Consider the following 21,180-nt stretch of genomic DNA (forward strand, 5'->3'; position numbering starts at 1 on the left):
CTGCGGCCTTGACTGCGTTCCCGACCCTCCCGGATCTCGAAGTCCATCGCATCCCCTCAACTGGGGTGTTGCGACGACCACTAGAAGACAAGCGGGGAGGCGGGCCTTTCCGTTGAGGGGTGCCCGCGTGTCGGGGGCGCCTATTAGGCTGAAGCCGATTCATCGCGGCGTTGGGCGGAGACGACTACATGGACATGATCTACCTGGTTTTCAACTTCTTGTTCCTGGTGGTCGCCGTGGCCATCCTGGGCATGTCGATCTACGCGCTCGTGCACGCCCTGCGGGTGCACGCCAACGCGTTCATCTCGGCGGGCAAGCTGAAGAAGAACCTGTGGCTGCTCATCCTCGGCCTGGCCACGCTGTTCTCGGCCGCGGGAGCCCTGACCTATTTCCAGACCTTCATGCTGGTCGGCGGCGCCCAGTTCATCGGGATCGGCCTCGGACTGTTCTCGATCGCGGCGGTGATCGCGGCCACCATCTACATCGTGGACGTCAAGCCCGCCGTCAAGGGCATGGGCGGCGGCAGGGGCAGCAGCGGCCCCTACGGCCCCTGGTAGATCACGCCAGCCTGGCCGCCAGCCAGCCGGCGATGCTCTCGTGCCCGGCGAGCGTGGGATGCACGCCGTCGGGCAGGATCGCCCCCTGTGGCCAGCGCTCGCGCATCGGGTCGAAGAACGGCACCTTCCCCGCCTTCGCGGCCTCCGCCAGGGCGTCGCGCACCCCGTACGCCCTGCTGGGCGCCTCACCCAGCCAGATGGGGCCGATCATGACGGTCCTGGTCCCCGGCCAGTGCGCGCGCACCTTCGCCAGCAGGCCCTCGGCAGCCTGACGCACCTGTACGGGGCTCCACCGCCGATCGTTGTGCCCGCCCGAGATGACCAGCACGTCGGGGGCCGGCCGCCAGGCCAGCTCCACCTCGAAGGAGCGCTGGAACGTCCGGCCCGCCCGCCCCTCGTTGCAGTAGCCGGTGCCGCCCGCGCCCGCGATGATCGGCTGCCAGCCCAGCAGCCGGGCGGTCTGCGAGGCATAGGACTCCCAGCGCGGCACCGGCCCCGACCCGACGGTGAAGCTGTCCCCCACGAACATCATCACCGGCGCCACCGGCTTGCCGGGCACGGGCTTCACCGGCGCCGTGCACGCCGGAACCACCAGCACCGCGACGACCAGCACGATCCGATGCGTCAGGCCACGCATGACCACCTCAGGGCAATAGGCTGCCGATATGAGCACCGATCTCCATGGGCGTACGCAACGGCTGGAATTGTCCGACCAGACCCTACGCGACTTCGAAGCCGTCGTCCTGGATGCCACGCCCGAGGGGATCGTGCTGAGCAGGTCGGCATTCTATCCGGGCGGAGGCGGTCAGCCGGCGGATCACGGAGTTCTGATCTGGCAAGGCGTGGAAACCCGCATCGCGGGGGTGCGCAAGGGCGACGACCTCTACCTGATCCCGGTGGAAGGCGACCCGATTCCGCCGGTGGGCACCGTGGTCAGGGGCGCGGTGGCCGACGAGCGGCGCTCGGCCCTCATGCGTACGCACTCGGGCCTGCACGTGTTGTGCGGCGTGGTGTTCAGGGACTACGGCTGCCTGGTCACCGGCGGCAACATGGACGAGCTCAGCGCGCGCATGGACTTCAACCTGCCCGAGGTGCCCGCGGGGTTCAAGGAGGCGGTGGAGGACGCCTGCAACGCCGAGATCATCGCCGACCGGCGCATCGACGTGCGGGTGTTGCCGCGCGCGGAGGCGTTCGAGATCCCGGACATCATCCGCACGGCCACGAACCTGGTGCCGGAGGCCGTGCAGGACGTGCGCATCGTCGACATCCTCGGCCTGGACACCCAGGCGGACGGCGGCACCCACGTGGCCTCCACCAAGCAGATCGGCCACATCAAGGTCGCCAAGATCGAGAGCAAGGGGCGCGGTTTCCGCCGTCTGCGCATCCAGATCTCCAGCTAGTCGATCACCTTGGCCAGGCCGTCGAGCAGCGGGCCAAGGCCGAACTCGAAGAGCCGGTCGAGGTCCATGTCGAAATCGCCCAGCTCGTCGAGGTGCCGCAGGAAGGCCGGGCTGGAGGTCGCGACGGCACGCAGGAACTCCTCCTGCCCGCTCATCCACTCCTCGTGGGTGAGCCCGGTGGCCGTCCTGGCGCGCTGCTCCAGCTCGATGTGGGCGGCGATGCCCTGTACGTAGCTGTAGGTGAGGATCTGTACGTACATCCTGGTAGTGGGGTCCAGGCCGGTCCGCTGGAGCGCGTCGATGACCGACTCCGAGTGCGCGAGCAGCGCGGCCGAGGCCACCGGCCTGGTCAGGGGGACGGCGCCGGCCATCCAGGGGTGGGCGCGGTAGGCGGCCCACTGCAGGCGCGCCGACATCTCCAGCCTGGGCCGCCAGCCCGCGGGCTGCTCGGCGGGCAGCGGGAACTCCGCGTAGGCGGCGTCGACCATGAGGACGAGCAGGTTGTCCTTGCTCTCCACATGGCGGTAGAGGGACATGGTGGCCACGCCGAGCCGCTCCGCGACCGCCCGCATGGTCAGCTCTGACAACCCTTCCGCGTCGGCGATCTCGATGGCCGCCCGTACGACGCGTTCGCGTGCGACGTCGGAGGTGGCGGACCTGGCCTTCGCCGCCCGCTGTCCCTGGGCGACCACGGTCCCGACGCGCGGCTCGGCGACCACGACGCCCTCCCGCGCGAGCAGGGTCAGCGCCTTGGCTGCGGTGGCCAGGGCGACGTTCCAGTCTCTGGCGAGTTGCCTGGTGGAGGGCACGCGCTCGCCGGGGCGGAGCTTGCCGTCGGCGATGCGCCGCTGGATGTCGGCGGCGATGCGGGCGTGCGGCGGGGGCTGCTGTGCGGGCGTCATCTGACCTCCTGTACTAGTACAGATCCTTCCATTCTACCCTTGCGACCTGCTGTATGTACCTCGTACATTCACGTACAACGTCAACAAGCAGGGAGATGGTCATGCGGAAGGTTCTGGTTTCCGGGGCGAGCGTCGGCGGTCCGGTGCTGGCGTACTGGCTGGGGCGGCACGGGTTCGAGGTCACGGTGGTCGAGCGGGCGCCCGCGCCGCGCAAGGGCGGCCAGGCCATCGACATCAGGGGCGCGGCGCTGACCGTGGCCGCCAGGATGGGCGTGCTGGAGCAGGTCAGGGAGCTGCGCACGACCATGCGCGGCATGTCCATGGTGGACACGGCGGGCAACGAGCTGATGCGCGACGAGGAGGCCACGCTCAGCGGCGGCCGGCACGACAGCCCCGACGTCGAGATCATGCGGGACGACCTCAACGCCGTCCTCATCGCGGCGGGCGAGGCCGAGTACGTCTACGACGACTCGATCGCCACGCTCACCGAGGACGGGCAGGTCACGTTCGAGAGCGGGCGCACGGGCCGCTACGACTACGTCATCGGCGCCGACGGCCTGCACTCCAACGTGCGCAGGCTGGCCTTCGGGCCGGAGTCCGAGTTCCTGCACCACCTCGGCACGTACGTGTCCATCTTCACCGCCGAGAACTTCGCGGGCCTGGACCACTGGCAGACCTGGTTCAACGAGGGCGACGCGGGCGGCGCGGTCTTCAGCGACCGCGACGCCAGCGTGATGCGGGTCAACCTGGGCTTCAGGTCAGATGCGATCGACTACGACCACCGCGACCTCAACCAGCAGAAGCGGCTCGTCCAGGAGCACTGCGCCGGGGTCTGGGAGGGGCCCAGGCTGCTGGAGGCGATGTGGAGCTCCAACGACTTCTACTTCGACTCGATGGCGCAGGTGAAGATGGAGCGCTGGTCGAAGGGGCGGGTCGCGCTGGTGGGCGACGCGGGCTACTGCGCCTCGCCACTGTCGGGGCAGGGCACGAGTCTGGCCATGGTGGGGGCGTACGTGCTGGCCGAGGAGCTCGGCGCGGGCGGCGTTGACGCCTTCGAGCGGTACGAGCGGCGCATGCGCCCGTTCGTCGCCGCCAACCAGGCGCTCGCCTTCGAAAACCCCGGCCGGGGCGCCGATCCCGAGAACGTGCAGCGTGCGGCGAACAACATCACACTGGACTGACCACCACGAACCGCTACGATTTCCGGCCATGGGTATCAGATCCACGATGGCCGCCCTGGCAGCCACCGCAGTCACGTTGACCGCCGCCCCCGCCGCCCTGGCAGCGCAGGCAGGAATCACGGACGAGGTGACGATGACCCTCGGCAAGGACGGCACCCTGCACGTGGTCGAGAAGATCAGCGGGGCGTCGGGAGCGCTCAAGCGCACGTTCGTCACCAGAACCCGGTACGACGACGGCAACGACCGCCTCTACCAGATCTCGAACGTCAAGGGCGGCACCCTCGCGGGCGACGTGCTCACGGTCACGGGACAGACCGTCGAGTACGACGTCAAGGGCGCGGTGACGACCACGGGCGGCGCGGAGGAGCTGCGCTGGTTCGCGGTGAACGGCTGGAACCAGCCGGTCGCCAAGGCCACGGTCAAGGTCGCAGGCCCCGGCCAGGTGCAGAACCTGTCCTGCTTCGCCGGGGAGCTCAGCTCGGCCATCGGCTGCACCTCCGCCTCCATGGACCACTCGGCCAGCCAGGCCGACTTCGAGCAGGAGAACATCGCCGCCGGCCAGGCGCTCACCGTCGTCGTCGGATACCCGAAGGGCACCAGCAACGGCAAGCCCATCCTGGAGAAGCGTTTCTCGCTGGCGGCCGCGTTCACCCTGGACGGCGTCACCGGCGGCGCGCTGGCCGCGCTGCTGTTGCTGCTGCTCGGCGGCCTGGGCCTGCTCTACTGGACGCGCGGGCGCGACGCCAGGATCGCCGGGCACGAGAGCGGCGCCGTGGACCCGGTGCAGAACGGCCACTTCTCGCCGCCCGACGGCGTGCGGCCCGGCCAGATCGGCACGCTCGTGGACGAGCAGGCCGACGTGGTGGATGTGACCGCCACCATCGTGGACCTCGCGGTGCGCGGCTTCCTGCGCATCGACGAGCAGCCCCGCCAGACCTACGACGCGCCCGACTGGATGCTGGTCAAGCTGATGAACGCGCCGGTCAACACGCTCCTGCCGTACGAGCGGGCGCTCTACGAGGCCATCTTCGACGGCCGGGACGCGGTGCTGCTGTCGCAGTTGTCCGGCTCGTTCGCGGCCCATCTGGGCAAGGTGCGCGACGCGCTCTACGCCGACGTGGTCAGGCAGGGCTGGTTCGCCCGCCGCCCGGACACCGAGCGCACCAGGTGGACCACGATCGGCGTCATCCTCATCGGCGTCGGGCTGCTGGCCACGGTGGGGCTGGCCTGGTTCACCACGTACGGGCTGCTCGGCCTGGCGCTGGTCATCGCGGGCGGCGCGCTGAGCGTCGGCGGCCAGTACATGCCGGCCAAGACCGCCAAGGGCTCGGCGGCGCTGGCGCACACGATGGGCTTCCGTCAGTACCTGTTCTCCGGCGAACTGGGTGAGGTGCCCGAGCAGCAGCGGGTGGAGCTGTTCTCCCGCTACCTGCCCTACGCCGTGATCTTCGACGGGGTGGAGCACTGGTCGCGGGTGGTGGCCTCGGTCACCGGCAACGGCGGCAGGACCGACAACCTGTACTGGTACCACGGGCCCGCGGAGTGGGACCTGTCCAAGTTCGCCGGCTCGATGCGCACGTTCACCACGACGACCTCGGGCGCCATCTCCGCCAGCCGCCAGTTCCGTTCCCTGTAGTCAGCGGCCGGTGATCTCCCAGGCCGCCTCGATCATCGCGAAGATCTCCGCCACCGCGGCGTCCGGATCGTCCGCCTCGCGGGCCAGCGCATGGGCGTCGACCACGAACCTGGCGATCGTCCGGCAGGCTGTCATGCTCTGTGACAGGCCGGGATCGGCGGCGATGGCCGCCGCCAGCGACTCCGCGTGGCGCAGCCTCATCGACTCCTCATAAGCCCGCAGGGCGGGCGATCCATCGATCAGGCGCCAGATCGGGGCGGCGCTGTCGGCCGCGCAATGGCGCACCATGACCTGCATCTCGCGGCGCAGCGCGGGCATGAGCGGCTCGTCCGGCGCGCGGCCGGTGACCGCCCCCGTGAGGCGTTGCTCGAAGTCGTGGTCCTGCTCGAACACCAGGGCCTCTTTCGCGGCGAAGTGCGAGAACAGCGTGGTGACGGCCACGTCGGCCTCCGCCGCCACGTCCCTGATGCCCACCGCGTCGTAGCCGCGCTCCAGGAAGAGCCGCAGGGCGGTTTCGGCGATCTTCTGGCGGGTCGCGGCCTTCTTGCGCTCACGGCGGCCTGGCGGCTCGGTCATGCCTTGATGCTATCAGATACAAAAACGGAGCTGTTTCAAAACACTAACCGTTAGTGCTACGGTCGGCCGCATGAGGAAAGTTAGCTTCGCCGAGTTCGGCGGTCCCGAAGTTCTGCAGGTCATCGATGCCGAGGAGCCGCACGCCGGCCCCGGTGAGATACGCATCGCCGTGCGGGCGGCGGGCGTGAACCCCGCCGACTGGAGGGTCCGTGAAGGCCAGGTGCTGAAGGCCCATCCGACCGAGTTGCCGGCCGGAGTCGGGCTGGACGCCGCCGGGGTGGTGGACGAGGTCGGTGCGGACGTCGAAGGGGTCAAGGCCGGCGACCACGTGTTCGGCGAAGGTTCGTGCACCTACGCCGAGTTCGCCGTGTTGTCGGCCTGGGCCCGGATGCCGGAGGGCCTGTCGTTCGAGGAGGCGGCCGGGTACCCCTCCGTGGTGGAGACCGCCCTGCGCATCATCGGCGAGGTCGGCGTGCGGCCCGGACAGCGGCTGCTGGTCAGCGGCGCGTCAGGGGGAGTCGGATCGGCGGTGTTGCAGATCGCCCGCGACCGCGGCATCACGGTGATCGGTACGGCCGGGGCCGCGAACCAGGACTACCTGCGTGGCCTGGGCGCCGTCGCCACGACGTACGGCGAGGGCTGGGTCGAACGGGTACGTCGGCTCGGCCGGGTCGACGCGGCCCTCGATCTGGCCGGCTCTGGCGTGATCCGCGAGCTCGTCGAGCTGACCGGGGATCCGCGCAAGGTGATCTCCATCGCCGATCTCAGCGCGCCGGAGTTCGGTGTGCGATTCTCCGGCGTGGCCGGGAGCGTGCCGGACGCGCTCGCCGAGGCGATCGACCTCATCTCGCGGGGAAGGCTGCACATCCCGGTCGAGAAGTCGTACACGCTCGGCGAGGCCGCCGCCGCGCACGCCGACAGCCAAGCCGGTCACACCCGCGGGCGCCGGGTCATGGTCGTCTGATCCTCGCGGCCGGAGGCCGTCAGCGGATTCTGAGCTCGCCGACGGGCCGGCCGCCGCCCAGCACCGGGGGCGCGCCGAGTTCGGCCAGCTCGGGCGCGTCCAGGCCCAGCGAGCGCAGCGCCGCCACGGTGACGGGCACGCGGGCGCGCTGGAAACCGTCCTCGATCTTGATGGTGCCGGCGCGCCCGTCCTCGAACACGAACGCGTCGAACGCCTCCGCCCCGGCCTTCACCATCAGCCCGGGCAGCGCCCGCATGAGCTTGGCCTCGGGCCGGTCGGTGCCCGAGGTCATCTCCGGGTAGGCGCGCATGGCGTCGAAGATCCTGCGCTCGAAGGAGTCCTCCGACGACATCGGGAACGCCCTGAACGCCTTGGTCACCCCGAGCATCGAGACGAAGAACAGCGGCGCCCCGCACCCGTCCACCCCGGAGGCGGCCACCCGCTCCCCGGTCAGCTCCTCCACCGTCTCGCGGATCGCGCGCTGCAGCGGATGCATGGGCTCCAGGTACGTCTCCACCGGCCAGTCGTTGGCCACGCAGGTGGCCAGCATGGCGGCGTGCTTGCCCGAGCAGTTCATGTAGACCCGCCCCCGCTCGGTCACCGCACGGTCGAACGGATAGTCCTCGGGGCACCGCAGCGCCGACTCCTCCAGCCCCGCGCCCGCCAGGATCTTCCTGACCCCGTCCACGTGGAAGGGCTCGCCTGAGTGCGAGGCGCAGGCCAGCGCGAGCAGCTCACCCTCCAGGCGCAGCCCGGCCCTGAGCATGCCGAGGGCCTGCAGCGGCTTCATCGACGACCGTGGCGAGGCCGGCACGTGCACCGCGCCTCTGGTCTCGACCGGGCGCCCCTGCGCGTCCACGGTCAACATGCGGGCCTGATGCGTGGACTCCACGAACCCGGACCGGACGACTTCCACAATCACCGACATCTCACATCCCCTTTCGCCATGAGTGTATGGAGGGTTTGTCCTGGTCCAGAATGGGGTCCCATGCGAGCAGTCGTACAACGAGTCAGTTCCGCCTCCGTCGAGGTCGAAGGACGCACGGCCGGGGCGATCAGCGAGCCCGGCCTGCTCGTCCTGGTGGGCGTCACGCACACGGACACGCGGGCCGAGGCCGCCAAACTCGCCGCCAAGCTGTGGGGCCTGCGCATCCTGCACGGCGAGAAGTCCTGCTCGGACGTGTCCGCGCCGCTGCTGGTGATCAGCCAGTTCACCCTGTACGGCGACGCGCGCAAGGGCCGCCGGCCCACCTGGCAGGCGGCGGCCCCTGGCCCGGTCGCCGAGCCGCTGGTGGAGGCCGTGGTGGCGGAGCTGAGGGCGCTGGGCGCGCACGTGGAGACGGGCGTCTTCGGGGCCGACATGAAGGTGTCGCTGCTCAACGACGGCCCGATCACGCTCGTCCTGGAGGTCGGCCCTTAGGGTTCCGGTCAGCGGATACGGCGGCGCACCCGAGATCGGCCCCTAGGGTCCCGCATCCGAGATCGGTCCTTGGGTCCGGTCAGCGGATGCGGCGGCGCATCGCCGGGTCGATCGTGACGTTGCGGCCCGCGTCCGGCGGCACGATGACCTCCTGGGCGGCGGCCACCCCGCCGGCCAGGAGCGGCGCGTCCACCGGCACCGTGCGCTTGACCACCGCCAGCGCGATCGGCCCCAGCTCGTGGTGCCGGGCGGCCGAGCCGACCACGCCGACCTCCTGGCTCTCGAAGATCACCGGAGCGCCGTGCGGGGGCAGCGTGTCAACGCTGCCGTCGAGGTGCAGGAACACCAGGCGGCGCGGCGGATGCCCCAGGTTGTGCACCCGGGCGACCGTCTCCTGCCCCCGGTAGCAGCCCTTGCTGAGGTGCACGGCCGTGCCGATCCAGCCCAGTTCGTGCGGGATCGTCTTGTGGTCGGTCTCGAAGCCGAGCCGCGGCCGGTGCGCCTCGATCCGCAGCGCCTCGTACGCCCACAGCCCCGCCACCGGCCGGTCCAGGTGCCCGCCCAGCTCGGCCCGCGGCACCAGCAGGTCTTCCGAGGACGTGGACAACACGGCCAGGTCGTCGGCCCGCGTCACCTCCACGCGCATCATGAACCGCATGCGGTCGAGATAGTCGATCAGGCTCTGCGCGGTGCCCGGCTCGACGTGGGCCAGCACGCTCTCGCCGTCGTCGACCAGCGTCAGGTGGTGCAACACGCGGCCCTGCAAGTCGAGGTCGAGCGTCTGGGTCCACTCGCCCGGCCGCAACGAGTCGAGCTTCTGCGAGGTCAGGTCGTTGAGCCATTTCAGCCGGTCCGCCCCGGCGATGCGGACCACCTCGCGGTTGCTGCGGTCGACGACCGCCTCTCCCTTGGCCAGCGCGCGCTGCTCGGCGAACAGGTCGCCGTAGTGCGCGGCTACGTCGGAGTCCGGGGCGTCCGCCTGGACGGCTCCGGGGAGGTCGAGCAGAGGGCTACGCATGCCATCCAGGCTATCCCCGCCGCGACCGCGCCCGGTCACCGGCAGCCGCGGCACCGGCCGAAGACCGTCAGGTGGTGTACGTCCGCGACGAAGCCCAGCTCCTCGTCCAGCCCTCTGACCAGACCTTCTGCCATCTCCGGCCGCACCTCCGACACCTCGCCGCAACCCCTGCACACCAGGTGCACGTGGTCGGCCTCGGTGGCCAGGTGGTAGGTCGGCGCGCCGTGCGAGAGGTGGGTGTGCGTCACCATGCCGAGCTCTTCGAGCAGTTCCAGCGTGCGGTAGACGGTCGAGATGTTCACACCCCGGGCGGTCTGGCGGACCTTCGAGCAGATCTCCTCGGGGGTGGCGTGCTCCAGTTCCTTGACCGCTTCGAGGACGAGCTGGCGCTGGGGGGTGACCCGGTAGCCCTTGGCGCGAAGTTCCTCATGCCACTGCGTCTCGGTCATGTCCAGAGTCTAGGCGCTGAAATCCGCTGCCTGCGGAGGGCCGCTGAACGCGACCCACCGTAGGCGCTGAAATCCGCTGCCCGAGAAGGTCGCTAGAGCCCTTCCTGATATTCACTTGCCCCTTTTGCGGAGAACCGCATAGCTTCATGGGTACGCGGAAAGGAGGTGGTCCGAATAATGGATAGTCATAGTCGGGCTAGCGAGGTGGTTGCCCGCTAACGTCGCGGGCTGTTGTCTCGTGCACGTACACGCGAATACGAGGCAACCACCGGGGCCCCTGGCAGCCGGAGGGCGGGACACCTGGTCCTTGCCTTTGGTCCATCCGGCCCACCTGCACCGCAGGCGGAGTGTTGCCCGGGGCCCTTCTTCATTTCCCGGAGGATCAGTGTTCGCCGCGGGCGGACAGGCCGAGCTTGGCGCACGCCTCCCGGTAGAGCATCACGACGGCCTTGCGTACCTGGGCCCGTTCGGTCAGCGTCTCCCCCCAGGGCACGCGCACCCGCTCCCCGCCGTCGATCGTGAACGTGATCGCCTCGGCGTCCACGTCGCTCGTCAGCGCGGTCGTGGCCTCGGGCCGGCCGCCGAGCCCCCGTACGATGATCAGCCCGTCCTCGGCGTGGTCGTCGTTCATGTGGCGCTTGATCGCCTCGATGGCATCGGCGGTGAACGGCGTGCTCATCAGGACACCTTCTTCAGCTCTGCCGACATGTGGTCCCGCAGCGGATGGCCGACGGCGGCCATCTCGTAGGCCCACATCAGGTTGCCGTTGACCAGGCCGTACAGGCGGTGGCCCGCGGTGTACTCCTTGGCCGAGACGGTGCGCGCCACCACGTCGGTGCGCAGTTCGACCTTGTGGAAGACGACCTCGCCGACGTAGATCTCGACGATCCCGGTCGGGTGCGCGAGCAGCACCTCGACCTGCCGCTCGGGCAGCGCCCGCCAGTAGCCGGACTCCGTCGCCAGCGGCCTGACCCGGTTGCCGTCGTCGTCGAGCAGCCAGGTGCGGCTCACGTAGGTCAGGAACGGCTTGCCGTTGTGCCCGAACTCGATCTCCTGGCCGAAGTTGAAGCTCTCGATCGTGGGATACCCGCCCACGCCGGCGCCTTCCCACCGTCCCAGCAGGAACGCGATGTGTTCCAGAGCGGAATGGACCTCAGGTTCTTCCATGCGTCCCAAGCGTAGTGCCAGGCATGCCGGCCGCCCGCGGGACTAGGGTGACGGACATGGCACGATCACTGGTGATCAAGGTGACCGCGGGGGCCGACGCCCCCGAACGCTGCAACCAGGCGTTCACGGTCGCGGCCGCCGCGCTCGCGAGCGGTGTATCCGTCTCCCTCTGGCTGACCGGCGAGTCCTCGTGGTTCGCGCTGCCGGGCAGGGCCAAGGAGTTCGGCCTGCCGCACGCCGCGCCGCTGACCGACCTGCTCGACGTCGTGCTCACGGCCGGCCGGGTGACGCTCTGCACGCAGTGCGCGGCCCGCAGGGAGATCACCGTGGACGACGTCATCGAGGGTGTCCGCATCGCGGGCGCGCCGGCGTTCGTCGAAGAGGTGACCACCGAGGGCGTGCAAGCGTTGGTCTACTGACGTCAGTTCTGCTGTTGCAGCACCGTGGTCAGGCGTTCCTGGCGCAGGGCCTCGTAGCGGGAGTCGTCGAGCGGCGCCAGCGCCCCCACCCGCCAGGACAGCAGCAGGTCGGCCAGCGCCGGGTTGCGCGCCAGCGCGGGCCCGTGCAGGTACGTCCCCACGACCTGCCCGGCGTAGCAGCCCTCGAAGCCGTCGCCGTTGCCCACGCCCGCGACCGTCTTCGACAGCGGCTTGACGCCGGGACCCAGGTGGGTGACGCCCATGTGGTTCTCGAAGCCGGTCAGCGTGGGCAGGCCGAGCGCGGCGTCCACCTCGGCCACCAGTTCGCCCACCGCCCGCGCGGGCCCGCGCACGCTGTAGAGGTCGAGCAGGCCGATGCCGTCCACCGGCTGACCCTCGTCACCGCCGAACGAGCTGCCCATGATCTGGTATCCGGCGCACACCGCCAGCATCGCCGCACCGCGCGCGATGGCGCGGTGCAGGCCGCCGTCCCTGCGCAGGCGCTCGGCGGCCAGGATCTGCGGGCGGTCCTCGCCGCCGCCGATCAGGTAGATGTCGCCGGTCTCGGGGACCGGGTCGGCCGAGCGTACGTGGATCGTCTCCGTCTCGATCCCCCGGCCTCGCGCGCGCTGCTCCAGGACGAGCACGTTGCCCTGGTCGCCGTACGTGCTCAGCAGGTCGGGGTAGATCCAGACGATGCGAAGGGCACTGTCAGACGGCACGGCCGAACTCCGATCGGATCTGCTGGAAGGCGGTGTAGTTGGCGATCACGTCGAGCCGTCCCTGCGGCTGCATGGCCAGCGCCTCGTTGAACGTCGCGCACAACGTGAACGGCACCTCGGCCACGTCGAGCCGGAGCGCCAGGTCGAGCCGGCGCTCGCCGGTGACGAAGACGGGCCGCCCGCGCAGGATGCGGTAGTCGACGTCCCACAACCACGAGGTGTCACGGCCGTCGGGGCCCTGCGCGTTGACCGACAGGATGATCGGCAGTTGCGGGTCGGCCACGTCGAACGCCTCCAGCCAGCCCGCCGGGTTCTTCGACAGCAGCAGCCGCGCGTACCGGCCGTCCCGCTCGACCGTGGTGTAGCGGCCCGCGACGGAGGTGACCTCGCGCAGCCTGGGCAGCGCCCGCTCCACCGGCAGCCCGAACGCGTCGGCCACCGCCAGCGCCATCACCGCGTTGGAGCGGTTGGCCTGTCCCGGAAGCTGGATGTCGAGCACCCACCGCTGCCCGCGCGGGTCGATCGCCGAGTCGTCGTCGACCGCCCACTGCGGCTCGGGCCGGTGGAAGGTGCACTCGCGGCACGCCCAGTCGGCGTCCTTGCGGTCGAGCGGGCCGCCGCACTCGGGGCAGCACCAGGAGTCTTCCTTCCACCGCTGTCCGCCGGCGACCCAGGTCACCTTGGCGGCCGTGGAGGCGCCCCAGGTGACGAGCGGGTCGTCGCAGTTGGCGATGACATGGGTGGGTTTGCCGGACAGGGCCTTGCGCCACTTCTGGGCCAGCAGCCAGATCTCGGCGGCGCGGTCCATCTGGTCGCGGCTGAGGTTCATCAGGCACACGACGCCGGCGCCGGTGGTGTTGAGCACCTCTGGCAGGTATTTCTCATCCACCTCCAGCACGCCGTAGGGGGCGCTCTTGTGCTGGGAGAGCGCGGACACGTGGCCCGCGGGCATGTTGGCGCCGAAGGCGTTGGTGGCCACCTCGCCGAGCTCCAGCAGCGCCGAAGTGATCAGTCTCGTCGTGGTGGTCTTGCCGTTGGTCGCGCTCACCAGTGCCAGCTTGCGGTCCTGAGCCAGCTGGCGCAGGAGGTCGGGCTCAAGCATGAGGCCGACCCGTCCGCCGATCACCGAGCCGTCGCCACGCCCGGTCATTCTGGACAGCGTGGCGGCACTGCGGCCCAGGGCACTGGCGAGCTGGGCCCGCAGAGGAAGCTGGGTCATGTGCATGGATCCTAGTCGGCGTTGGCCCATAGTCAGGAGATGCACACGAAAACCGGCCGTTCGCGTCACGCGGGCGACCACTCGTAACCGGCCATTCGCCTCACGCGGGCGACCGCTCGTAACCGGCCCTTCGCGTCACGCGGGCGACCACTCGTAACCGGCCCTTCGCGTCAGGCGGGGGGCCCTTTGAACCCGCCCGCTCGAAACGGCCCTTCGCGTCAGGTGGCCGGCGGCTCGCCGAAGGCGATCTCCGGGGCGCCGCCCTGCTCGAACGGCAGGACGAAGCGGCGCGGCCAGGACAACACGCTCTCCAGCCAGCCCGCCCCCATCGTCTGCCCCACGTGCCTGATCCTGGCCGACGACTCCACCCCGATCGCCACCGTCATGATGTCCCGCTGCACACCCTCGTGCTCGTCGTCGCCGAGGATCACCCGCCAGGCCAGCGCCCGGTTGTGGTCCACCTCCATCGACAGCGGATGGTGACGCAGCGCCTTGGCCCGGTGGCCCAGCAGCTCCGCCTCGGCGTGGGCGCTGCCGTTCGGCTGGCGGAAGAGGGCGTACTCCATGGGCGGGGCGGGGCTGCGCAGGTCCGGGGCCGGCCGGCCGTAGGGGAAGAGCCGGTCCACCTCGTGCAGCCAGCGCACCTGCGGGATGACCCACGACGCCCCTGGCCGCTCCCCGCCGCTGTCGCGCCCGCCGAGCAGGCGGGTGGCGGTCTCGGCCGCCTTCTCCGTCAGCAGGGCCGGGTCGAACCACGTGCGCAGCGCCCAGGCGCGCCGCTGCACCGCGCGTTCGACCAGGGTGGCGATCAGGCACTCCCTGCGCCGCGCCGGCAGGTCCGCCCAGGCGGCCGACAGGGCACGCGGCACCCCGGGCAGCGGCCGGTTGCCGACGAACGCCAGCACCACCGTGTCGCACCAGACGCGCAACCACGCCCACTCGGACGCGCCCGCGAGCACGTCGGCCTCGCGCAACTCCATCAGCGTGCACGCCTGCCCGCTGCGGCACTGCGCCCCGCACGCCGCCGACCTGCGCCCCCTGATCGGGGGCGGCGGCCCTGGCAGCGCCTTCTCCCTGGACTCCCCGAGCGGTACGCGCACCCGCAACGGCCTGTCCATGCCGTCCGCGAACACGGCGGCGCAGCCCGGCTGCAGCGAGACCACGTGGCGGGACTGCTCGTCGCTGAGGTTCATGGCCGCGCCGACGAGGTTCCTGTCGTCCTCGGCGGGCAGCCGGTGCACGACCTTCAGCGCGGTGTTCTTGACCACGTCGGAGACGAGCTTGGTGGGGATCTGCTCGGCCACCACGATGCCCTCCCCGTACGCCCTGACCTCGGCGAGCATCCCGGCCAGCAGCTCCACGGCGTGCGTGGAGGCCCGGCCGTGGCCGCGGTCGCGCAGCAGCCGGTGCGCCTCCTCGATCACGATGACGTGGCGCAGCTCGGCCGAGCGCTCCTTCCTGGCCCGCATGCGCAGGTGCTCCACGATCCGGATGATCAGGGTGCCCATGAGGAACGCCTTGTCCTCGTCGTTGGCCACGTCCTCGATCGCCAGCACGACGTCGCGCTCCAGCAGGCCGCCGATGTCGGCGGGATGGCCGCCCTCGAAGAAACGCCCGGCCGAGCCCACCCGCAGCGAGCGCAGCCGCAACGAGATGAAGCCCTCGACGTCGGCCTGGACCTCGCGGCCGTAGCCGATCTCCTTGATCACGTCCATGGCGTGCTGCTGGAGTTGTTCGAGGGTGGGCACGCTGGGCGGCACGTTCGAGCCGGGCACCGCGCCGCCGGTGACCACGTCCCAGCCGGTGGCCTCGTAGACGCGCTGCAGGGCCAGCGACATGATCTGCGGGAAGGGCTCCTCGGCGTCGAAGGCCGCCATGAACAGCGCCCTGACCATGTCGATGTGCGCCTGGACGGGGTAACCGGGCTCGGGTTCGAGCGGGTTGACGCTGAACGGCACGCCGTCGGGGGCCGACGGGTTGATCACGGTGACGGGGTCGTCCACCCGGCCGGCCATGGCGGCGTACTCGGACTTGGCCGGCTCGATGGCCAGCCACGGGATGCGCGCCCTGCTGAGCTGCTCCAGCAGGTGCCGCACGGTCTGGGACTTGCCCGAACCGGTCGCGCCCGTGACGAAGGCGTGCCGGTTGAGCGTGGCCAGCGGCACCCGGAAGGAGCCGACGCCCCTGTCCTGCCCGTCGAGGATGTCGCCCAGCTCCAGCTCTCCCCCGTCGGACTCGGAGGTCACGTCGAAGAAGCCGGAGTCCAGCACGCGCAGCCCCGGCACCTCCCGCCTGGGCAGCCCGGCCAGCGCGGCCAGCGCCCCCGCGGTCGCCGCGAACGGGGCCGCGGCGCCGTCCGCCGGGTCCTGCATGGTGATGGCCAGCGCCTCGCCGAGCGCGTAGGCGGCGCCGTGCGAGCTGCGCAGCCGGTACGGATGGTGGCTCATCTCGACGGACCCGACCAGCACGGGCGCGATCTGCCGCAACTCGTCGGCCGTGGCGCCGCCGGCCAGCACGCGCACGTTCCACAGCCCCGCCTCGCGGAAGGCGTCCAGCTCCTGCATGCGGCGCTCGGCCCGCTCGGCGTCGAAGCGGGAGCGCTCGGAGGCGTCGCCGTACTGCCGCAACACGTTGAGCTGCGTACGCAGATGCGCGACCTCGGCGTCGAGCAGATCGGTCGGCTCGGCCACCACCAGCCACGCGAACGGCCGCGCCATCAGCGTCACGAGCGTCGACTCGAACAGCGTCGGCCGCCGCAGCTCGTCAGGGTCGAACTCGCGGCCCCTGCTGCCCAGCGGCGGCGCCTGCCGCCCCGGGCACGGCGTCCACACCAGGTCCGCCAGGTCGGCCAGGTAACCCTCGCCGAGCCGCACCCCGCGCGCCCCGCCGGGGAACAACAACGGTTGCGGCCCGCCCGAGTCGTCGGGCACGTCGGTCGCCCGGCGCGGCTGGCGCGGTGGCGACAGCGGTCCTGCGTTGGTGATGAGTTCGAGCGGCGCCCCAGAGCCTCGCGACAGCCATCCGATGACGAACGGACGGTCGCGCTGCGCCGCCGACAGCACCGCGGGAAGCACAGTGACGAAATCCCACTCCGCCGACGAGCTACGCGAAGGCGCTGCGATCGACTGAATTCGATACCAGGGCCCGCTCAGCGTGGCACTCGGCTGCATTTCAATCCCCCACAGACGGTTCTTTGTTAAATTCCGCCAACCATCAGCTCGTCACCTTGACATTGACCATGTCATTGCCTGCCCTTGCGCCAGTCCAGGCGTGGCGGTGGTGGCCCGAGGTTCGGTGGCGGCTCCGCGTGGCCGTCGCCGTCGCCTTGGCCCTCGCCGTTGCCGTTGGGGTCGAGCGCCAGGACGGCCTCGCGTACGTCCTCCAGTTCGCCGAGGGTGGTCTTGGGGAAGGTGAGGATGGCCGGGTTCGCGTCGGCCAGGCGCACGCGCCTGCCGTCCGCCGTGGCGTCCGTGACGATCACGGAGGTCGTGGGGAGCTGCTGGAGCTGGTGCGGCTCGACGAGGAACTCGCGCGAGCGCTGCAACACCCGCTCCTTCTCGGAGATCTTGTCGGCGGTCCTGCCCCACTCGGTGGACTCGGTGATGTCGCCCGCCAGGTCCGCGTGGTCGCCGCCGTGCTCCTCCCGCTCGTCGTCGAGCTGGGCGATCGTGGAGGTGTAGCCGCCGTCCAGGCCCGGCAGCGAGTCGCTGATCGTCTCGGTGAGCTGGGCCAGCTCCAGCCGGTGCTCGGTGCCGACGTGCTCGCTGGCGACCCGCGCGTCCTCGGCGTTGCCGAGCCGCATGAACGCGACCGCCGCGTGCCCCCTGCCGAGCCGTTCGCGCACGGTCGGGGTCAGGGACCGGTAGGTCAGCACGAGGCCGGTACGCGAGGTCTCACAGGCGTCCATCAGCCGGTCCAGCACGTCGGCCCGCAGCTTGTCCGCCCCCGCCACGATGATCGTGTGGTACCAGGGCCGGTCGGAGGCGGGCGACTGGCGCAGGATGTGGGTCAGGGCGGTGGCCACGTACGTGCCGAGCACCCGGTTGCCGAACACGCCCGCCTGCCGGTCCATGCTCACCACCCGCAGCCGCGCGGGCGGCAGCCGTACGGCCTGCGTGCCCAGCGTCTCCAGCTTGCGCAGCTGCGACTCCAGCGCCCAGGCCCGCTCGATCACCACCCGGTCGCTCACCCCGCGCCCGAACAGCGTGCCGATGCGCTCCAGCTGGGTCGCGGTGATCAGCCCGAACCTGAGGTCGTCGCGCGGGTCTCCCACCTGCGCCAGCGCCCGCAGCGCGGCGGTGACCTGGCTGATCGTGGCGTTCTCGCCGAGCACCTCCAGCACCCGCTCCAGGATCGCGTTGTCGAAGCTGAGGTCGCGCGTGCTGCGGTGCTCCTCGCTGACGCTCACCACGTGCGCCAGTACGTCCGCGAACGCCTCAGGCTTGAGCGTGGCCCCGAGGTCGAGCCGGGGCAGGTCCACGGGCAGCACCCACACCAGCGGGTCGTCGCCGCCCTTGCGGGCCAGTTCGATGAGGTCCTTGGCGATCGCGCCCTCGGACAGGTCGAGCACGGTCAGGTGGCCGCCGCTGTACAGCCGCGTGGCGCCGAGCAGCGTGATCAGCGCGGACCAGCCGGGTAAGGTGCCGCCCGCCACGTCGATGCGGTCGATCTCGTCGGGCACGGCGACGGCGTACCAGCTGAGCTGCCTGTCATGCCGCTCCTTCGACTCCTGCCACTCGCGGTAGCGCTCGGCGTGCTCCTCCTGGGCGCGGAACAGGTCCCTGTCACGTTCCCTGCGCTTGTGCTCGTCCTTGGCCCGCTGCTCCAGCACCCGGTACCTGACCGCACGGTCGCCCTGCACCAGCGCGTAGCTGCAGATGGCGGCCACGCCTCCGGCGGCCACGAGGCCGACCAGCGCGAAGGACCAGGCGAGGTAGCCGGCCAGCGCGACGGCGAGGATCAGCACGGTCAGGACCAGCATGAACACGCGGAAGACGCGGACCGGGCGGTTGAGCAGGTCCTCCTGGAGGCGCTCGCGCCGCAACAACTCGGCCTCGGCGGGGCCGGGCTCCGCTCCGGGGACCGGCTCCTCGACGGGCGAGGGGCGTTTGGGCGGGGGGCCTGGGTCGGGGTGCAGCAGGATGTACTGCCAGCCCAGGTAGATGCGGTCCGCCTGGAGCTGGGCATGCTCGGGATGCACGTCCGTCACGTGACCCTCCGGCCGCCGATGTGCCATTAGGAGTGGAGGTCAGCCCTTTCCGCTCCGTGACAGCGTATGAGTTACAACCGCCGTAGCGGCAGGGTTCCCGGCAATTCGACCGGTCCGATGAGCGCATTGCGGCAGATGAGACATGCGAGACCTATTACCATTCGTACCCATGACGGAACCCTCCGGCGGCAGCACCGACAGGCAGAAGCGTCCGGTAGTGGTGCCGGCGCTCGCCCTGGTAGCGCTCACGGCCGTTGGCATCACCGCTCTCCTCGGCGGTCTCGACGAGCGGCCGGACCCGGCACCGCCGCAGCTCAAGCCCGGCCAGGTGCTGGACCAGGGACAGTTCGACACCAAATTCGTGGAATCCAAGATCACATTACAGCGTGCGGAGAGTGAGTTCGCCAAGGACAAGCGCTTCCTCGATGTGATCTTCACGGTGACGAACAAGACCGATGAGACCCTCAACGTCGGCGGCCTGCGTTCGGACAAGAGCAGGGGTTTCGGCTTCGGCGGCACGCTGCTGAAGATGACGCCGCAGATCAAGTCGGAGTTCGGCGGCTCGGTGTTCGTCGACTCCAAGGGCGTCCAGTCCTCCCAGCTCCATCCCGGGATCCCGGCGACCGTGGTGGCGCGTTACGAACTGACGGGCACGGCGCAGCCGCCCAAGCAGGTCTCCTATGACGTCGGCGCCTACGAGGAGCTGACCTCGGGCCTGAACGACACCACCCAATGGTTCCTCCAGACCGAGCAGGACGCGTTCGGCGGGGAGAACACGGACAAGGTCGTCGCCAAGATCTCCGTGCCGGTTCAGCCGCAGGGGGCGTGATGACCACGACACAGCAGCGTTCCGTAGCGCCTCGCGGGGCACGCTCGCGCAGGCAGGCGGCCCGTCGCGGGCGCGGCGCCGGGATGCTCCACGTCATCGTGGGGCTGGTGCTGGCCGCCGGGGCGGTGGGCATCCAGTCGCTCGACCTGTCGGGCGACGATCATGGCATGCCGCTCACGTACACGGGGGGCAAGGGCGACAACGTCGACGCGGACCGTTTCTCCGTGCGGGTGGAGAACGTGTCCACGGCGAAGACGCTCAAGGACGGGGACGAGACCATCGCGACGGATCAGATCTTCCTGGTGGTCGAGGCCGCGGCCACGGTGCCGGCGAAGCCGGTGCACCTGGGCAAGCCCTTCCTGCTCACCGCCGACGGCAAGAAGTTCGCCGCCAGCGACAAGGCCGGCAACGAGAAGGTCCTGTCCTATCCGTGGATCCAGCCGGGGTGGTGGACGAAGGGCAGGTTCGTGTTCGAGGTGCCGGCCTCGGTGTTGCCCGAGGCGCAGGCCGTGTTCACGCTGCCGGTCGCGGCGCTCTACTCCGAGCCGCTGCCTCCTGAGGCGCAGATCGACCTGGGCATCGACGAGGCGGGCGCCAAGCAGCTCAGCTCCGCCCCCGCGGAGGTCTACGACATGGACAAGAAGAAGTAAGGCGCCATGAGCCAGAACGAATCGAACCGCGACTGGTTCGCACCGCCTTCCGACCAGCCGGGCCTGTCGGACGACACCGTGCCGCATCCGGCCATCCCGGCACGCGAGCAGCCGCCCTCCGGCCAGGAGCCCTTCTCTGGCCAGGAGCCCTTCCCCGGCCAGGGGCCGACACAAGCCCATTACCGGCCCCAGCACGGCCAGTCCACCGAGCCGCATCGGGCGCCGCAACCGGCCGCGCCCACCCAGCCGTTGCGGCAGCCGCAGTACGGCGAGATGCCCGAGCACGTGCAGCCGACACAGCCCCACTACCGGCCGCAACACGGGCAGCCCACACGGCCTCACCAGCAACCGTCCTTCGGCCAGCAGCCCTCGTACGACCAGCAGCCGCCCTTCGATCAGCAGCCCTCGTACGACCAGCAGCCGCCCTTCGGCCAGCAGCCGTCATTCGAGCAGCAACCCTCGTTCGAGCAGCAGCAGCAGCAGCAGTTCGACCGGCAGCCGCCGGCCGGCCAGCAGCCTTCTCATGAGCAGCCGGAGCAAGGCGGCGGGCGGGGGCGGCGCAGGCGGGGGCAGCGGCGACAGCAGCCTCAGAGCGATCCCTTCATCCCTCGGCGTGCCGCGGGCGCACACCTGGATCAGCAGGTCTGGCCGCCCGCCGCGCTGCCCGAGCCGGGCAACGGCGCCACGCAGCCGCTCCCGGCCGTACCCGGCGCTCAGGCGAGCCCCGGCGCGCAGGCGGGCCCTGGCGCTCAGGCGGGCCCTGGTGCGCAGGCGGGCCCTGGTGCGCAGGCGGGCCCTGGTGCGCAGGGAGCTGAGCGTGCCGTGATGGGTCACGGGACGGGTGGGCATGACCTGAGCGCGT

The 21,180-nt window shown here is 70.6% G+C and carries 22 protein-coding genes; 9 read left to right on the forward strand and 13 right to left on the reverse strand.

The genetic code is table 11. The features are described 5' to 3' along the window. The first annotated feature begins 188 nt into the window (after positions 1–188). Complete coding sequence (locus AB0I81_RS56970) at positions 189–557, forward strand: DUF2516 family protein (protein ID WP_360677512.1); 369 nt, start codon at positions 189–191, stop codon at positions 555–557. 1 nt (position 558) lies between these two features. Here AB0I81_RS56970 and AB0I81_RS56975 read toward each other — a convergent pair whose 3' ends face one another. Next, a complete protein-coding gene (locus AB0I81_RS56975) occupies positions 559–1,194 on the reverse strand; it encodes an SGNH/GDSL hydrolase family protein (protein ID WP_360677514.1) in 636 nt (211 codons plus the stop codon). A 28-nt stretch (positions 1,195–1,222) separates the two neighbouring features. On the opposite strand from AB0I81_RS56975, the gene AB0I81_RS56980 reads away from it, so the two are divergent. After that, positions 1,223–1,957, forward strand: coding sequence for an alanyl-tRNA editing protein (locus tag AB0I81_RS56980; protein ID WP_360677516.1), 735 nt, complete (start codon positions 1,223–1,225; stop codon positions 1,955–1,957). On the opposite strand, the gene AB0I81_RS56985 is transcribed toward AB0I81_RS56980, so the two are convergent. Continuing rightward, a complete protein-coding gene (locus AB0I81_RS56985; RefSeq protein ID WP_360677518.1) occupies positions 1,954–2,859 on the reverse strand; it encodes a TetR/AcrR family transcriptional regulator C-terminal domain-containing protein in 906 nt (301 codons plus the stop codon). The two genes, AB0I81_RS56980 and AB0I81_RS56985, sit on opposite strands and share 4 nt — an antisense overlap. A 101-nt stretch (positions 2,860–2,960) precedes the next feature. Here AB0I81_RS56985 and AB0I81_RS56990 point away from each other — a divergent pair, with 101 nt between their 5' ends. Both AB0I81_RS56990 and AB0I81_RS56995 read left to right on the forward strand, forming a co-directional pair. Then, on the forward strand, positions 2,961–4,040 hold the full coding sequence (locus AB0I81_RS56990) for an FAD-dependent monooxygenase (protein WP_360677519.1): 1,080 nt from the start codon (positions 2,961–2,963) through the stop codon (positions 4,038–4,040). Positions 4,041–4,068: 28 nt separating this feature from the next. After that, complete coding sequence (locus tag AB0I81_RS56995; RefSeq protein WP_360677521.1) at positions 4,069–5,676, forward strand: DUF2207 domain-containing protein; 1,608 nt, start codon at positions 4,069–4,071, stop codon at positions 5,674–5,676. Here the strand turns inward: AB0I81_RS56995 and AB0I81_RS57000 are convergent, their stop codons facing one another. Then, on the reverse strand, positions 5,677–6,252 hold the full coding sequence (locus AB0I81_RS57000; RefSeq protein ID WP_360677523.1) for a helix-turn-helix domain-containing protein: 576 nt from the start codon (positions 6,250–6,252) through the stop codon (positions 5,677–5,679). It lies immediately after the preceding gene. Positions 6,253–6,322: 70 nt separating this feature from the next. Between AB0I81_RS57000 and AB0I81_RS57005 the strand changes: the two genes are divergently transcribed. After that, positions 6,323–7,216: an NADP-dependent oxidoreductase gene (locus tag AB0I81_RS57005; RefSeq protein ID WP_360677525.1), complete on the forward strand. Its 894-nt coding sequence runs from the start codon at positions 6,323–6,325 to the stop codon at positions 7,214–7,216. Between the two features lie 19 nt (positions 7,217–7,235). Here the strand turns inward: AB0I81_RS57005 and AB0I81_RS57010 are convergent, their stop codons facing one another. After that, positions 7,236–8,144: an asparaginase gene (locus AB0I81_RS57010; protein ID WP_360677527.1), complete on the reverse strand. Its 909-nt coding sequence runs from the start codon at positions 8,142–8,144 to the stop codon at positions 7,236–7,238. A gap of 60 nt (positions 8,145–8,204) precedes the next feature. On the opposite strand from AB0I81_RS57010, the gene dtd reads away from it, so the two are divergent. Continuing rightward, positions 8,205–8,636, forward strand: a complete 432-nt coding sequence (gene dtd, locus AB0I81_RS57015; protein WP_360677529.1) for a D-aminoacyl-tRNA deacylase — start codon at positions 8,205–8,207, stop codon at positions 8,634–8,636. Positions 8,637–8,715: 79 nt separating this feature from the next. On the opposite strand, the gene AB0I81_RS57020 is transcribed toward dtd, so the two are convergent. The 4 genes from AB0I81_RS57020 to AB0I81_RS57035 all read right to left on the reverse strand — a co-directional run bounded on the left by AB0I81_RS57020 (position 8,716) and on the right by AB0I81_RS57035 (position 11,270). Next, a complete protein-coding gene (locus AB0I81_RS57020) occupies positions 8,716–9,654 on the reverse strand; it encodes a glycine cleavage T C-terminal barrel domain-containing protein (RefSeq protein WP_360677531.1) in 939 nt (312 codons plus the stop codon). A 35-nt stretch (positions 9,655–9,689) separates the two neighbouring features. Further along, positions 9,690–10,103, reverse strand: coding sequence for a Fur family transcriptional regulator (locus tag AB0I81_RS57025; protein ID WP_360677533.1), 414 nt, complete (start codon positions 10,101–10,103; stop codon positions 9,690–9,692). Positions 10,104–10,485: 382 nt separating this feature from the next. Next, complete coding sequence (locus tag AB0I81_RS57030; protein ID WP_360677535.1) at positions 10,486–10,782, reverse strand: DUF2470 domain-containing protein; 297 nt, start codon at positions 10,780–10,782, stop codon at positions 10,486–10,488. Further along, the gene (locus AB0I81_RS57035; protein ID WP_360677537.1) at positions 10,782–11,270 is read right to left on the reverse strand and encodes an FABP family protein; all 489 of its coding nucleotides are present in this window, start codon (positions 11,268–11,270) and stop codon (positions 10,782–10,784) included. Before AB0I81_RS57035 ends, AB0I81_RS57030 begins: the two co-directional genes overlap by 1 nt. Positions 11,271–11,326: 56 nt before the next feature. Here AB0I81_RS57035 and AB0I81_RS57040 point away from each other — a divergent pair, with 56 nt between their 5' ends. Next, positions 11,327–11,689 (forward strand): DsrE family protein, encoded by a 363-nt coding sequence (locus AB0I81_RS57040; RefSeq protein ID WP_360677539.1) that lies wholly within the window; start codon positions 11,327–11,329, stop codon positions 11,687–11,689. Between the two features lie 2 nt (positions 11,690–11,691). Here the strand turns inward: AB0I81_RS57040 and AB0I81_RS57045 are convergent, their stop codons facing one another. The 4 genes from AB0I81_RS57045 to AB0I81_RS57060 all read right to left on the reverse strand — a co-directional run bounded on the left by AB0I81_RS57045 (position 11,692) and on the right by AB0I81_RS57060 (position 18,839). After that, positions 11,692–12,411: a glutamine amidotransferase gene (locus AB0I81_RS57045; protein ID WP_360677541.1), complete on the reverse strand. Its 720-nt coding sequence runs from the start codon at positions 12,409–12,411 to the stop codon at positions 11,692–11,694. Beyond that, positions 12,401–13,630 carry a MurT ligase domain-containing protein gene (locus tag AB0I81_RS57050; RefSeq protein ID WP_360677543.1) on the reverse strand — a complete coding sequence of 410 codons (1,230 nt, stop codon included), beginning with the start codon at positions 13,628–13,630 and terminating at the stop codon, positions 12,401–12,403. The genes AB0I81_RS57045 and AB0I81_RS57050 overlap by 11 nt, the downstream gene beginning before the upstream one ends. A gap of 218 nt (positions 13,631–13,848) precedes the next feature. After that, entirely contained in the window at positions 13,849–16,704 is a 2,856-nt protein-coding gene (locus AB0I81_RS57055; RefSeq protein WP_360677545.1) for an ATP-binding protein, read from the reverse strand. 167 nt (positions 16,705–16,871) lie between these two features. After that, entirely contained in the window at positions 16,872–18,839 is a 1,968-nt protein-coding gene (locus AB0I81_RS57060; protein ID WP_360677547.1) for a hypothetical protein, read from the reverse strand. A 169-nt stretch (positions 18,840–19,008) separates the two neighbouring features. Here AB0I81_RS57060 and AB0I81_RS57065 point away from each other — a divergent pair, with 169 nt between their 5' ends. After that, positions 19,009–19,668: a hypothetical protein gene (locus tag AB0I81_RS57065; RefSeq protein WP_360677549.1), complete on the forward strand. Its 660-nt coding sequence runs from the start codon at positions 19,009–19,011 to the stop codon at positions 19,666–19,668. Further along, on the forward strand, positions 19,668–20,318 hold the full coding sequence (locus AB0I81_RS57070) for a hypothetical protein (RefSeq protein WP_360677551.1): 651 nt from the start codon (positions 19,668–19,670) through the stop codon (positions 20,316–20,318). Before AB0I81_RS57065 ends, AB0I81_RS57070 begins: the two co-directional genes overlap by 1 nt. A 441-nt stretch (positions 20,319–20,759) precedes the next feature. On the opposite strand, the gene AB0I81_RS57075 is transcribed toward AB0I81_RS57070, so the two are convergent. Continuing rightward, on the reverse strand, positions 20,760–21,167 hold the full coding sequence (locus tag AB0I81_RS57075; protein WP_360677553.1) for a hypothetical protein: 408 nt from the start codon (positions 21,165–21,167) through the stop codon (positions 20,760–20,762). Between the last annotated feature and the right edge of the window lie 13 nt (positions 21,168–21,180).

Source organism: Nonomuraea sp. NPDC050404 (assembly GCF_040655495.1).
GTDB lineage: Bacteria > Actinomycetota > Actinomycetes > Streptosporangiales > Streptosporangiaceae > Nonomuraea.

Coding starts and splice junctions, on each gene's coding strand:
- AB0I81_RS57065 (WP_360677549.1), top strand. CDS start 19,009: ATGACGGAACCCTCCGGCGGCAGCACCGACAGGCAGAAGCGTCCGGTA.
- AB0I81_RS56975 (WP_360677514.1), bottom strand. CDS start 1,194: ATGCGTGGCCTGACGCATCGGATCGTGCTGGTCGTCGCGGTGCTGGTG.
- AB0I81_RS57075 (WP_360677553.1), bottom strand. CDS start 21,167: ATGCCCACCCGTCCCGTGACCCATCACGGCACGCTCAGCTCCCTGCGC.
- AB0I81_RS56990 (WP_360677519.1), top strand. CDS start 2,961: ATGCGGAAGGTTCTGGTTTCCGGGGCGAGCGTCGGCGGTCCGGTGCTG.
- AB0I81_RS56995 (WP_360677521.1), top strand. CDS start 4,069: ATGGGTATCAGATCCACGATGGCCGCCCTGGCAGCCACCGCAGTCACG.
- dtd (WP_360677529.1), top strand. CDS start 8,205: ATGCGAGCAGTCGTACAACGAGTCAGTTCCGCCTCCGTCGAGGTCGAA.
- AB0I81_RS56980 (WP_360677516.1), top strand. CDS start 1,223: ATGAGCACCGATCTCCATGGGCGTACGCAACGGCTGGAATTGTCCGAC.
- AB0I81_RS57025 (WP_360677533.1), bottom strand. CDS start 10,103: ATGACCGAGACGCAGTGGCATGAGGAACTTCGCGCCAAGGGCTACCGG.
- AB0I81_RS57030 (WP_360677535.1), bottom strand. CDS start 10,782: ATGAGCACGCCGTTCACCGCCGATGCCATCGAGGCGATCAAGCGCCAC.
- AB0I81_RS57070 (WP_360677551.1), top strand. CDS start 19,668: ATGACCACGACACAGCAGCGTTCCGTAGCGCCTCGCGGGGCACGCTCG.
- AB0I81_RS56970 (WP_360677512.1), top strand. CDS start 189: ATGGACATGATCTACCTGGTTTTCAACTTCTTGTTCCTGGTGGTCGCC.
- AB0I81_RS56985 (WP_360677518.1), bottom strand. CDS start 2,859: ATGACGCCCGCACAGCAGCCCCCGCCGCACGCCCGCATCGCCGCCGAC.
- AB0I81_RS57050 (WP_360677543.1), bottom strand. CDS start 13,630: ATGACCCAGCTTCCTCTGCGGGCCCAGCTCGCCAGTGCCCTGGGCCGC.
- AB0I81_RS57040 (WP_360677539.1), top strand. CDS start 11,327: ATGGCACGATCACTGGTGATCAAGGTGACCGCGGGGGCCGACGCCCCC.
- AB0I81_RS57035 (WP_360677537.1), bottom strand. CDS start 11,270: ATGGAAGAACCTGAGGTCCATTCCGCTCTGGAACACATCGCGTTCCTG.
- AB0I81_RS57005 (WP_360677525.1), top strand. CDS start 6,323: ATGAGGAAAGTTAGCTTCGCCGAGTTCGGCGGTCCCGAAGTTCTGCAG.
- AB0I81_RS57020 (WP_360677531.1), bottom strand. CDS start 9,654: ATGCGTAGCCCTCTGCTCGACCTCCCCGGAGCCGTCCAGGCGGACGCC.
- AB0I81_RS57000 (WP_360677523.1), bottom strand. CDS start 6,252: ATGACCGAGCCGCCAGGCCGCCGTGAGCGCAAGAAGGCCGCGACCCGC.
- AB0I81_RS57010 (WP_360677527.1), bottom strand. CDS start 8,144: ATGTCGGTGATTGTGGAAGTCGTCCGGTCCGGGTTCGTGGAGTCCACG.